Origin of the sequence: Bacillus sp. GbtcB14 (assembly GCF_019091205.1) — a bacterium.
In the GTDB taxonomy this organism is placed as follows: Bacteria; Bacillota; Bacilli; order Bacillales; family Bacillaceae_G; genus Bacillus_A; species Bacillus_A cereus_AG.
In genome coordinates this window covers 497,024-509,261 of sequence record NZ_JAGXJT010000005.1, presented here as the reverse complement: position 1 = coordinate 509,261, position 12,238 = coordinate 497,024, and the positions used below count along the sequence as shown (strand labels likewise).

The window sequence follows — 12,238 nt, the reverse complement described above, 5'->3', positions numbered from 1 at the left end:
GGACTAAATCCTTTCCCGCTTTGCACTTCAGCGAGTCCGGCTGTGATGCTAGCTGCTAATTGGAGGGCGGTGCTGTAGTTGTTGCTGGACGAATGATTGAATTCATATAAATGCTCTAGTTTTTCTTCCAGTTTTTTTCTCATTGCTCCTAATACCGTTACAATTGCGTCTACTCCAGGCATCGGTGTAAGTACTTCTATTGCTTCTATACTTGCAATCGATTGATTGATTTCCTGTATTTGTTGTCTTATTTCATGTTCGATCACATCTGTCGAAGCAACTTTTGCTTGGAACTCGTTTGGGAATGCTTCGTTTTGGCGAATTAATTCTTCACATAAGCATATGATTCCGTGCGCTAATGGCCGAAATGTTTGGACAAGGTAGGCTTTTGCACTACTGTATGTTTGTCCTTGTAATACTGTATCTACCGCAAATGCATCAATAGATTGAATGGCTTGTTCCATACTTTGAATCGTAGCATTACATATAGCGTTCATACTTTGAGTTTGACTTTGTACTTCTCCCAAATACATGTTTAAACTCATGTATTGACCTCCCTTTGTAGTTGCTGCTGTTCATAGGAAAGGTCGTTTTCTTTCTCACTGAGATGCCGTTTTTCTTTAAGCAACGTCTCTTTTTCGTTTTCTAATTCGAATGTAAGTTTTCTTTCATACTGTCCGATCTCTTGCCGCATATTCGTAAAAAGGCGAAATACTTCTTTGTCACCATGCCAAGTTTCTAGTATTCGGTTAAATAAACGATTACTTCTATTTTTCCATTCTTGAAAACTAGCCTCAGCTCGTTCTTGATTTTGCAGCGCAATTCGGTTTTCATTTTGTTCTTCAAATATAATTCGTAATTTTTGATTACATTGACTCATTCTCGTTTCAATTTCTTGACTCATCTTTTCTCCCTACCTTTTCCCCTTTACGTAGGCTGTTACATTATTGAAAAGTCTTTTGAAGTCCTGTATCCATTTTTTCAAATTCATTTGCTACGGAATGGATATTATCAATCGTTTGTTGAAAAGCAGCGCAAAATTGTTTCGTGATCTGTAAATTTTGTTGATTTGCTTCTTGTGCTTTAAAGTTCACAGATAATGTAGTACGCGTTGCCTTATTTATAGAGCGACTAGTGGCACTTTGCATTCTATCTGAAGCATTTCTCATTTTCGTTGCAAGTTGCGTTGCCCTATGCAAATTACTTTGAAATTCTCCCATCACTTACTCCCCTCTACCTTTTATTTACAAGAAAATTATACCACGGAAAAATATTCCAATAAACCGAATGTTCGAATTTAACATATAATTCATCACTGTTACTAAAGATAAGAACAACACTTATCTTTCAACATAACTGTGTCGGAAGTAGGTTCTACTTATACAAAAAAGATGACCTCAGCTATACGCTAAAGTCATCTTTTTCTACCTTATTATTTCACTAACTCTCCATTATAAGCTTTTATATTAAGTGGAGCAGTTAAAAATTGTGCTGCTTTACTAACGAAAGATGTGAAGTGTTCACTCGTATTATGACTCGCAACTGCCGCTTCATCTTTCCATACTTCTACCATCGTATAAACACTTTCTTTTTCTGTATCTTTATATAAGTCATAAGATACATTTCCACTTTCTTCTCTTGAACCGTGAATAAGTGGCTGAATTTCTTCTAAAAATGATTGTTGTTTTGCTGGATCTACTTGAAATATTGCGTGAATTATAATCATGGTGCTTCCCCTCTCATCTTTCACTTATTGAAGTTCTTTTATAAAATTATTTCCACTCTGCAACTTTTTCAACTGGAAGACGTACTGATTGGTAACCACTGTCAGCAGTTTTTCCGATTGAAATTAACATTACTGGTACGTGACGCTCTTTATCTAATCCGAACGCTTCTGCGATTTGGTCTTTTTCAAATCCACCAATTGGGCAAGTGTCATATCCGTGAGCACGTGCCGCTAACATAAATTGCATCGCTACAAGACCACCGTCAATTAGTACTGTATCTTTCATTACTTCTGGTGTAACCATTGAGAAGTAACCTGAAAGTTTTTTCATTTGATCTTCTTTTACTTCAGCTGGCATTAAACCACGCTCAACTGCTGTACCGTAAATTTCTTCTGCGTTATCAAAGTTGTTTAAGTCACCAAACACAGCGATCATTGCTGAAGATGTTTCTACTTGAGATTGATTGAATTTCGCAAGTGGCGCAAGTGTTGCTTTTGCTTCGTCACTTTCAATTACTAAGAATCTCCATGGTTGCATGTTTACTGAAGATGGTGCAAGTGTTGCTTCTGTAAGAATTTCTGTCATTTCTTCTTTGCTAATTTTTACTGCAGGATCGTATTTACGAATTGAACGGCGGCCTGTTAAAATTTCGTTAAAGTTATTTGTTTTTACTGAGTTAGTCATAGTTGAAGTCTCCCTTTTTTATAATTCTTTTATATTTTCTTGAATGTGATTTAACATATTTAAAAGATTATCGCGTTCTTCCTCACTTAATCCTTTAAATGCAGATGCTGCAAAACGTTCTTTTTCCTCTTGAAACGCTTGAATTTTATTTCGTCCCTCTTCAGTAAGAGAAACTAACGTAATTCTGTTATCATCTGGATTTTTACGTCTTACAATCATTTCATTTGCCTCAAGCTGCTTTAAATGTCTCGTAATCGCAGCATTATCAATATTCACTTCTTGCTGAAGTGCTTTTTGACTAATTTCACCTACTTCATATAACTGAAGTATAAGCTCTAATCGAGACTGGCTCATACCCGTACACCCTTCAAACTTCGAACTTACTTCTTTATTTAGAAAGTGTAATTTATATAAAATAATCGCTTCTTTTGAGCATGAACTTGTCATATTAATCCTCCTTTACATCCAAATCAAAAACGTTTGATGTATCAATAGTTGATATGTCAATTAATATAATCTATATCGATTTAGAATGCAAGCATTTTGTTTTTATTTTATTTTTTCCAAATTAAGGCGCTTTGTCGCGTTACAAAAAATGTTAATTGCACTATAATAGTACTAATTTAAATGACTGGAGAGTGATTGTAATGCGGCAATACACAAATAGAAATGAGGAAATAAAAATGGAAAATGAAATGAGGATATTCACATATGACAACAATAAATATAGGGATTGTCGCGCACGTAGACGCTGGCAAGACGAGTTTGACTGAGCGTATTCTTTATGAAACGAATGTGATTAAAGAAATTGGCCGAGTAGATAGTGGCAATACGCAAACTGACTCAATGGAATTAGAAAGACAGCGCGGAATTACGATTAAAGCATCTGTCGTTTCTTTTTTTATTGATGATATAAAAGTAAATGTCATTGATACACCTGGACACGCTGATTTTATCGCTGAAGTGGAGCGATCATTCCGCGTTTTAGACGGTGCAATTTTAGTTATTTCTGCCGTAGAAGGTGTGCAAGCACAAACAAAAATTTTAATGCGAACATTACAGAAACTAAACATACCAACTATTTTATTCGTTAATAAAATTGATCGTAGTGGCGCAAACACTAAAAAAGTTATGAAACAAATAAAAGAGGTTCTTTCAAATGAAACGTTCCCCTTCTACTCTGCTCTAAACGAAGGAACGAAAGAAGCCCGGATTATTGAATACAAATCATATGACGATTGCATAGAACGATTAGTACCATATAACGAATCATTGCTTGCATCATATGTAAATAACGAAATAATACCAGACGCATTATTAAGAAAAGAGCTAGAACAACAAATACAGCAAGCAAATGTGTATCCAATCTTTTTCGGATCAGCCATGACAGGCATGGGTGTAACTGAACTACTAGAAAATATTTCAGTCTTATTTCTAGCTAAAAAGTCGGCAGAAAATGAAACATTATCCGGTGTTGTGTTTAAAATTGAACGTGAACCTTCTGGGGAAAAGATTGCATATGTAAGAGTTTTTTCTGGTCATTTACAAGTTAGAAAATATGTTGATATACAACGTGATGACGCTCTGGCACATAAAGAAAAGATTAAGAAAATATGCATGTTTCATAACGGAAATGCGGTTCAAGCTTCTACCGTTTCTAGCGGAGAATTTTGCAAAGTGTGGGGACTGAAGGATATTAAAATTGGTGATATTATCGGTGAACGGACTGATTATATAAAAAATATTCACTTTGCCGATCCACAAATGGAAGCTGCTATTGAAGCATTACCAAAAGAACGAATTCATGATTTATACGCTGCACTTATGGAACTATGTGAAGAAGATCCGCTCATTAAAGTGTGGAAAGATGATGTTCATAATGATCTATATATTCGCCTTTTCGGTGAAGTACAAAAAGAGGTTATTGAAACAACTCTTTATGAGAAGTATCATTTGCAGGTTACTTTCTCAAATACGCGAGTTGTATGTATTGAGAAACCAATTAGCGTAGGGAATAGCGTTGAAGAAATGGGCGAAAAAGCGAATCCATTTTACGCAACAATTGGCTTCAAAGTGGAACGTGGTGAACTTAATTCTGGCATAACGTATAAGTTAGGTGTTGAACTTGGATCACTTCCATTAGCATTTCATAAAGCGATTGAAGATACTGTATGTCAAACGTTAAAACAAGGTTTGTACGGATGGGAAGTTACGGATATTATCGTCACGTTAACAAATACAGGTTATGCTAGTCCTGTTACAACAGCGAGTGACTTTAGAAACTTAACACCACTCGTTTTAATGGATGCTTTAAAGCAAGCTGAATCGTGTGTATATGAACCAGTAAACGAGTTTGAATTGAATGTACCAGAACATGCAATTAGTACCGCAATGTATAAATTAGCTGCTATTCCAGCAAATTTTAGCGAGCCTAAATTATACAATAATTCTTACCAGTTAACAGGCTCATTACCTGTTGCGAAAACAGAGAATTTTAAGCGAATACTCCATTCCTTTACAGAAGGTGAGGGCATCTTTACAACAAAACCAGATGGTTTTACAAAAATGAAGGCTCCCTTCCCTACTCGAAAACGTGTTGATTATAATCCGCTGAATCGTAAGGATTATTTACTTCATGTGTTGAAGGCTTATTAAATAAAAAAGAGGTGCAAATTGCACCTCTTTTTGCATGTATTGATAAGTTAGTTTTCCCTAATAATTTCTCTAAGCTTTTCTATTATTTTTGCTATAGCTTCAATTGAATTTTCTGTTTCAAATTCCCCAACATTTACAGAATGATTTGCATTTTTGACAACTTCAATCTGTAAATTCGTTTTATATAACTGATCAATTTGATCTGCATTGTATTGATGATCTTTATCCCCAATTACTAAAAGCCCTTTATGATTACTATGCAAGATAGAATCAAAAATCGTATCAAACGTCAGTAACGGTGTCATTAATATCATTTTCGACTGTAAAAACTCTTCTCTCTTCATCAAATCATTCGCAATTGGAATTGTTCCAAGTGATTTCCCTAAAAACATAGAACTGCTATAGTGTCCATTTTTCAACACTGCATTTATTACGGGATTAATATCATCCATCATTACTTTCGTTACTTCTTCCATCGGTTTATTCATTAATTGTCCATCAAAGGAATAATGAATATGTACAACATCAATTTTATGTTCAAGCATTAACATCGTTGCATAATAAAATAACGGCTTATCGTAATTGTATCCTGAACCTGAGAACATAAAGCAAACCGTACTGGAACCTTTTTCGATATGTGTGTAATGAATTACTTTGTCATTTATATGTATCTCTTTTTTAGTCCCTTTCATCGTTTTCCCCTCCGAATACGTTTATTTTTGCAAAACGATATGTTCTGTATGAACTGCTATATCCTTTACTTTTTCTTTTATAAACGCAGGCTGTAAGTTATATGCATGTAGCTCTTCTACCGGCACCCACTTAAATAAATACGTTCTTCCCTCTTCTTCCAAAATATATTGATCCGCTCCATTCGCAGGCAATTCATGTAGCTCTACTTCATAATAAAAACTAATTTCATGAAACTTTCGCTCAGAAAGTGTAAAGAAATTTTCTACTGACCATATTAATCTCTTCCCTTTAATAGGAACACCTATTTCTTCTGCCAGCTCCCGTTTTAACGCATCTTCACTATTTTCTAGCATTTTCACTCGACCGCCCGGTACGTACCAAAAATCTTCACCGTTACCTTGCAGGATGAGTATTTTATTATCGTGTTTACAAATTGCTCCGACTCGGTAATTAAAACATGTTTCCTCAACTTTAAACGTAAGATCCACACCCATTCCCCCTTACATATTTTTTAAATATCGAACCATTACAAAACTAATATGTATGTACTGTACAAATAAGATTACTAAATTTCTCTAGTTCGCCCAATAATTTTCGAACTTTCCAAAAACAATACACATCATTTGTCATCACAAGTATAAATACATATGTCACAATTACTGCGCACACTTTGGAAGCATTATGGGGGACGAATGCATCTCTATCAATATGCAAAACTGAAAAATCAAATATTTTTCAAGAAATCATTATAAAAGATAAAGTGAAACATCAATAAGTGGAGTTTTTATCTTTTTCCTGTTGTTTTTAAATATAGTTAAGACATTATTAAAAAGACGCAAGGTCAACTTATGTGCTAATTAATTCTTTTCCTAGAAAAAGCGTCTTTTATTGCACTTGTTACTACATTTAGGAATAATAAAATAGCCATAACTGCCGTTAGTACATTAAGTTGCTTTGTTTTATAAGGAGCGAACCATTCCGTAAAGAACTCTGAATTAACGAGACGATCCCCAACTCCTCCTTCCTTGAAGTTCGGTATCCACGAATTCATATCAAGGATGATAAAAATTAGTTGCATAACGAAAAATGCTCCAATAGTTTTCAGCCAATTTCGTATTCGACTAGGACGCTCTTTTTTTGATGTCATTTAAACCATCCTCCTTTTAGAACTTGCTATTAAAGAGCCTTGTTCTGATAGATACGAATAGATAATATCCATGAAACCCCATAGCATCCCACTGCTATGACAGCAACTAAAAGAAATAATTTCAAATCTGAAATCTCTTTTAAAAAAGCCAGTACGCCATTAGCATATTTATTTAATAAATATGGAGTATTTCGCATTAAATATATAACTCCAATAGATAAAAATATAAAAACTGGTACAAGTGTTTTCACTTTAAATGCAACAAAAAATGGGATGTAAAATGCTGTTATCAACATGACTGCCAAGAAGCCTAGTATGTAACTTTCTAAGGAAAGTTGAAACTCCATGCTGTCTAAAATAAAATATTTTCCAACTAAACAAAATGGGATGATTACTATTGTAAAAAGTAAGGTTCCAACGTATTTTGAACTTATAATTTCCTTCCTAGTATACGGTAATGAGTTTACTAAAATATTAGCATTATCTTTATCATCAGATTGATATGTGTTAATTACAAAAACGGCACTACAAATGATTATGACATATGCTACATCCATGCCGGCCCACAAATAGGTAACTAGAAATAAGAGATAAGCAGGCAAGAAAGTTTTTTGTAAAATCAAATCCTTTTTAATTAAATTAAGCATCTTGAATCCCCCTTTTTTATGAAATACATAATATCCTCTAAACTTGGTTTTTCAATCACCACATCCTTATCAAATAAGTTTTCGATAGAATGTGTATTTTCAATCAATCCCTCGAAACCTGTATTTGCCTTACGTACAGAAATAAATTCACGCTCAGTATCAAACTTTAACAAATCTAGTGGTCCTTTGACTAAAACATAATCCTCTGCAATGGCATAAATATCTTTTGTGAAAATATGCTTCCCATTTTGAATAAATGTAATATAATCGGCAATGCGGTCTAAATCCGTTGTAATATGTGATGAGAAAAAGATAGTTTTCTCTCCATCCTGCATAATATTTTGTAGAACATCCAATAATTCTCTTCTGAATACAGGATCAAGTCCAGATGTAGGTTCATCCATAATAATTAGTTCAGCATGATGTGAAAGGGCAATTGCGAGAGAGGCTTTCATTTTCATTCCTTTGGAGAATGTTTTCATTTTTTTATTTAATGGTAATTCGAACAGATCTTTATAATATGTAAATTGGTTAAAATCCCATTTTTTATAAGCAGGCGCAATAATTTTAGTAATTTCCTTTAATGTGAGTTCATCATAAAACACATTATCGTCATAAACGAAGCCAATTCTTTCTTTAATTCGTTTCGCATCAGTCGAATAGTTCATGCCAAATAAGGAGACGTTTCCACTATCCGGGTTTATTAGATTCATAATCATTTTAATCGTTGTAGATTTACCTGATCCATTTCCTCCAATAAAACCCGTAACAAATCCTTTTTTTACTTCCATCGAAAAATTGTTTATTTGAAACCCTTTAAAAGATTTACTGACATTTTGAAGTTCTATTACGTTTTCCAAGAGTTTTCCTCCTCGTATAAAATTGTAAGCATTTCTTTTAGCTCATTTAAAGAAACATCCATTTGCTTAGCATTTTGAATCGCTTCACATAACTTTTCTTCAACTGTTTTTAATTTTTCTTCTTTCATAGTTTCAATGTTTTGTTCTGCTACAAAGGACCCTCTTCCGACAATTGAATTAATAAAACCGTCTTTTTCCAGTTCTTCATATGCTCTTTTCGTTGTAATAATACTTACTCGTAAATCTTTTGCTAACTGACGCATTGAAGGAAGGGCATCTCCTTGTTTTAAATCACCTAGTAAAATAAGTTTTTTTATTTGGAGTCCAATTTGTTCGTAAATGGGTTCCTTTGAAGTGTTCTTAATAATGATTTGCATGCAAATACCTCTTTTGAAAAATATTGTATATATACTTTATATACAATATATACTATCGCATATTTTAAATCAACAGAAAATTTCCAAAATATAGTTACAAACACAATCTAATAATGTAATTAATACAACTTATTTATACGGGCCTTCCTTGTATTAGCTGGATTTTGAGGTGGAGGTCTTGCTACTAGCTAATACACGATAAAGACTTCGTTGTGTTTTACAGAAAAATCGGCACAACTGATAGTGTGAAAGAGAAAGAGTTTGAAATAGAAGAAAAATTTAAGGAAGTTGATATCAAGTTAGACTAGGATGAGGATGACGAAGAAGGACTGAAAAATATGTTTTCTAAGCTGTGGGAAATGTACGGGGAAGAACCAATTGAGTTATAAATTTACATACGAAAAACGCCTAGTTTCTTTAGTAACAAGGCGTTTTTTCTTCATACTATGTTTAAATTGTTATCTTTCCACACTCCCACCACTCCATAAAAACCTTTAAGGAAGGAGCAACCCACGTTCTACTATCATTTTCATGATTCCATACATATATATCATCTCTTTGCACTTTTCCATTCAAAATGGAATAACCAAACAAATCACCATTTCCACCATCAGCAAAAAATAATAAACAGTCAAAAGGCATATATAAATCCTTGAAATCAACTATATTTCTCATATTCATATTTTCAGTTTTAATTTTTGAAGCAGACCATATAAAGTCCCCGTATTCACCTTCTACACCGTTTGTTTCCTGTAATAATTGATATAACTCATTCGGTAACTCCACATGTAAACAGTTTTGTATATCAGTTAGTTCATCCATCATAGCTGTTTTTTTCAAACTTAAGTTTGGTGAGATACTGTGAATGGTGTTTTTCCACATCACCTTTTCTCCTCCTTATGTGCAATCAAGTATATTCAAAGGGCTCATCTAAATTTATTGATACCACTTTTCTAACAACTCTTTCTCCCTCTCTCCTGAAATACCTGCTTTTAATTCCCAGTCGTCCATACTCTTCATCCACTCATACACATCTGTAACTGTATGTTCTAACTTTCTAAAAGTAAGTCCTTCTTTAATAGCACTTTCAATACTAATAGAAAAACCACCTTTCCACGGCTTCGTCTCACCTTCTAATGAAAATGTTTCTGGAAGCCATAGTGGCATCTCTGTCCAAGGCTGCACCTTATGTTCATTCAAAAACGATTCATCTACCCAAACGAATGCAACCTCACTATTCGTAACCTTTTTACAAGTATTTAATAGCTCTTCCATCGTCAATTCATAACTTGGACCTGTTACATTAAATGTGCCTGTCTTATTGTTTTCTGTCATATTTAGTCCCCAGTTTGCGATGTCTCTTATATCAACTATCTGCACTGGACGGTCTTTTCTCCCTGAAACTAACACTTCTCCTCCCTTCGCTACACGACCAATCCAGTATGGAAGCCGATCTGTATAATCAAACATCCCTGAAAGAAGTCCTGCTCTTACGTGTAATACACGCCCCGGCCAATGCTTCTCTGCTTCTTTTTCACATAATACTTTCAGTGCACCATAATGCTCATAAGGAGATATTCCACCATTCTCTACAGCCTTTATTTGCTCTTCCGTCGGTTCAGGTTGTAATATATAGTCTTCTTTTATGTCATGCGGAATCCAATCTTTATATACGGAAAGGCTTGAGATGAATATATAGTGTTCAATATTATCTTTAAGTACTTCTCCAACATTTCTAATGTGATGCGGAGAAAACCCACACGTGTCGACTACCGCGTCCCATTTTCTATTTATTAAACTTGAGACATCATCATTTCTGTCACCGATTAACTGCTCTACTTCTGGAAAAATTTCTTTATTTGTTCCGCGATTAAATAATGTAACTTCATGCCCTCTTTTTAATGCCTCTTCTACAAAAGCTCTTCCTAAAAATCGTGTACCACCTAGAATTAAAATCTTCATGCTTCTCCCCCATTCGTGATTAAAAATCCTTTCTTTTGTTAAACGATTTTTTGCACTTAAAAGTTACGGGATAATTTGTTTTTTCGAAATAAAATGATAGTTCTTAATTTATAAAATTACTATGAATTCTTTTTTTATTATTGAGCTTGCGCTTTAAATAATAGAATGGTAATCTTTCATACTGAAGTACATTTTAAAGAATTATTAAAGAGAGGTGTTTTATGAACAAACGTGTTTATTTACTGACGATCGTTTCTTTTGTCGTCGGCCTAGTAGAGATGATTTTCGGCGGTATTCTTCCTTTAGTCGCAAATGATCTCGGTATTTCCTTAGGGCAAGCAGGTATGTTAATTTCCGTTTTTTCTTTAACTTTTGCCATATCAGGCCCCTTACTGCTTTCTGCAACATCAAAGATGGAACGAAAACGACTCATGCTTTTAAATTTATCTGTGGCGTTGTTTGCCAATATGATAACTGTTTTAAGCACAAGTTACACTTTACTTTTAGTTACCAGAATCATTTCGGCAATGTGCGCAGCACTTTTAATTTCCCTTTGTTTAACAATCGCTTCTAATATTAGTTCAGAAGCTTACCGTGCTCGTGCGATTAGTTTAGTATTAATGGGTGTTAGTGCTTCTCTCGTTTTAGGTGTTCCTTTTGGATTAATGCTAGGTAACGCTTTCGGTTGGCGCGCTCCGTTTATCTTTATTGTCGTTTTAACTGCAATTTCAATTGTATGTATCCAATTATTATTAGGAAAAATGGAACCGAAACCAAGTATTTCGATTCAAGCACAACTACAAACATTAAAAAACAAAAAAATCATACGCATTCAACTTACGTCTGTTTTATTTTTTGGAGGCCATTTAACACTATATGCCTACCTTACTCCATTCTTACAAGGAGCACTCGGTTTGGATGGAAACTGGCTAAGCGTAATGTATTTGATTGTCGGTATCGCCGCTATTATCGGCGGGGGTGTAGGTGGATTGTTGTCAGATCGTATAGGTCCTAAGAAAACGATTGTTACTATCATTCCCATTTTTGCAATATCCATTTTCATTCTTCCTTTTACTACATTCAATACAGTATTTTTCCTGATTGTTATGATAGTTTGGAGTATGCTGAGCTGGGCACTTCAACCAGCTATTCAAAGCTATTTAATCGTATCCGCTCCTCATACATCGGACATTCAGCAAAGTCTAAACAACTCAGCAGTCCATGTAGGAATGGCATTTGGCTCGACAATTGGAGGTATTACAATTGAACGTCTAGGCATTGAAGCGAATGCTGTAATAGGTGGTATTCTAGTAGTAATAGCTTTATTTACCAGCCTCGCTTCCATGCATAGGAAAAAACAAAAAGTGAATACACAATCAAAAGTAATATAACTTTATTATGAGGCTTACAGCAGGCATTGGAGTTCAGATTTATTATCCTCCAGTGGATGTCAATGAGCACAAGAGCAAACACGTTCTTGTACTGA

The 12,238-nt window shown here is 34.4% G+C and carries 16 protein-coding genes and 1 pseudogene; 3 read left to right on the top strand and 14 right to left on the bottom strand.

The window, feature by feature from the left end; genetic code table 11:
• From KVT31_RS18245 to KVT31_RS18220, 6 genes are all read right to left on the bottom strand, one after another.
• The coding region (locus tag KVT31_RS18245; protein WP_217613537.1) for a T7SS effector LXG polymorphic toxin at window positions 1-545 on the bottom strand (545 nt) is incomplete at its 3' end.
• Window positions 542-904 (bottom strand): DUF3958 family protein, encoded by a 363-nt coding sequence (locus tag KVT31_RS18240; protein ID WP_088096822.1) that lies wholly within the window; start codon window positions 902-904, stop codon window positions 542-544. The genes KVT31_RS18245 and KVT31_RS18240, both read right to left, overlap by 4 nt.
• A 40-nt stretch (window positions 905-944) precedes the next feature.
• Window positions 945-1,220 carry a TIGR04197 family type VII secretion effector gene (locus KVT31_RS18235; RefSeq protein ID WP_001988920.1) on the bottom strand — a complete coding sequence of 92 codons (276 nt, stop codon included), beginning with the start codon at window positions 1,218-1,220 and terminating at the stop codon, window positions 945-947.
• 212 nt (window positions 1,221-1,432) lie between these two features.
• The gene (locus KVT31_RS18230; RefSeq protein ID WP_000583816.1) at window positions 1,433-1,726 is read right to left on the bottom strand and encodes a putative quinol monooxygenase; all 294 of its coding nucleotides are present in this window, start codon (window positions 1,724-1,726) and stop codon (window positions 1,433-1,435) included.
• A gap of 46 nt (window positions 1,727-1,772) precedes the next feature.
• Window positions 1,773-2,411 carry a nitroreductase family protein gene (locus KVT31_RS18225; protein ID WP_088096823.1) on the bottom strand — a complete coding sequence of 213 codons (639 nt, stop codon included), beginning with the start codon at window positions 2,409-2,411 and terminating at the stop codon, window positions 1,773-1,775.
• A gap of 18 nt (window positions 2,412-2,429) precedes the next feature.
• On the bottom strand, window positions 2,430-2,858 hold the full coding sequence (locus KVT31_RS18220) for a MarR family winged helix-turn-helix transcriptional regulator (protein ID WP_000204172.1): 429 nt from the start codon (window positions 2,856-2,858) through the stop codon (window positions 2,430-2,432).
• Between the two features lie 264 nt (window positions 2,859-3,122).
• On the opposite strand from KVT31_RS18220, the gene KVT31_RS18215 reads away from it, so the two are divergent.
• Entirely contained in the window at window positions 3,123-5,066 is a 1,944-nt protein-coding gene (locus KVT31_RS18215) for an elongation factor G (protein ID WP_088096824.1), read from the top strand.
• A gap of 47 nt (window positions 5,067-5,113) precedes the next feature.
• On the opposite strand, the gene KVT31_RS18210 is transcribed toward KVT31_RS18215, so the two are convergent.
• From KVT31_RS18210 to KVT31_RS18185, 6 genes are all read right to left on the bottom strand, one after another.
• Window positions 5,114-5,758 (bottom strand): alpha/beta hydrolase, encoded by a 645-nt coding sequence (locus KVT31_RS18210; protein ID WP_088096825.1) that lies wholly within the window; start codon window positions 5,756-5,758, stop codon window positions 5,114-5,116.
• A 21-nt stretch (window positions 5,759-5,779) separates the two neighbouring features.
• Window positions 5,780-6,247 (bottom strand): NUDIX hydrolase, encoded by a 468-nt coding sequence (locus KVT31_RS18205; protein ID WP_088096826.1) that lies wholly within the window; start codon window positions 6,245-6,247, stop codon window positions 5,780-5,782.
• A 365-nt stretch (window positions 6,248-6,612) separates the two neighbouring features.
• Window positions 6,613-6,906 (bottom strand): YfzA family protein, encoded by a 294-nt coding sequence (locus KVT31_RS18200; protein WP_088096827.1) that lies wholly within the window; start codon window positions 6,904-6,906, stop codon window positions 6,613-6,615.
• A 29-nt stretch (window positions 6,907-6,935) separates the two neighbouring features.
• Entirely contained in the window at window positions 6,936-7,553 is a 618-nt protein-coding gene (locus tag KVT31_RS18195; RefSeq protein ID WP_088096828.1) for an ABC-2 transporter permease, read from the bottom strand.
• On the bottom strand, window positions 7,541-8,413 hold the full coding sequence (locus KVT31_RS18190) for an ABC transporter ATP-binding protein (protein WP_088096829.1): 873 nt from the start codon (window positions 8,411-8,413) through the stop codon (window positions 7,541-7,543). Before KVT31_RS18190 ends, KVT31_RS18195 begins: the two co-directional genes overlap by 13 nt.
• Window positions 8,401-8,790 carry a GntR family transcriptional regulator gene (locus KVT31_RS18185; RefSeq protein ID WP_001165710.1) on the bottom strand — a complete coding sequence of 130 codons (390 nt, stop codon included), beginning with the start codon at window positions 8,788-8,790 and terminating at the stop codon, window positions 8,401-8,403. Before KVT31_RS18185 ends, KVT31_RS18190 begins: the two co-directional genes overlap by 13 nt.
• 302 nt (window positions 8,791-9,092) lie before the next feature.
• On the opposite strand from KVT31_RS18185, the pseudogene KVT31_RS31010 reads away from it, so the two are divergent.
• A pseudogene (locus KVT31_RS31010) lies at window positions 9,093-9,179 on the top strand (DUF4240 domain-containing protein); the annotation flags it as partial.
• 61 nt (window positions 9,180-9,240) lie between these two features.
• Here the strand turns inward: KVT31_RS31010 and KVT31_RS18175 are convergent.
• Both KVT31_RS18175 and KVT31_RS18170 read right to left on the bottom strand, forming a co-directional pair.
• Window positions 9,241-9,672, bottom strand: a complete 432-nt coding sequence (locus KVT31_RS18175; RefSeq protein ID WP_140392492.1) for an SMI1/KNR4 family protein — start codon at window positions 9,670-9,672, stop codon at window positions 9,241-9,243.
• Between the two features lie 54 nt (window positions 9,673-9,726).
• Window positions 9,727-10,752, bottom strand: a complete 1,026-nt coding sequence (locus tag KVT31_RS18170; RefSeq protein ID WP_088096832.1) for an SDR family oxidoreductase — start codon at window positions 10,750-10,752, stop codon at window positions 9,727-9,729.
• 221 nt (window positions 10,753-10,973) lie between these two features.
• On the opposite strand from KVT31_RS18170, the gene KVT31_RS18165 reads away from it, so the two are divergent.
• Window positions 10,974-12,143: an MFS transporter gene (locus KVT31_RS18165; RefSeq protein WP_098341678.1), complete on the top strand. Its 1,170-nt coding sequence runs from the start codon at window positions 10,974-10,976 to the stop codon at window positions 12,141-12,143.
• Window positions 12,144-12,238 lie beyond the last annotated feature (95 nt).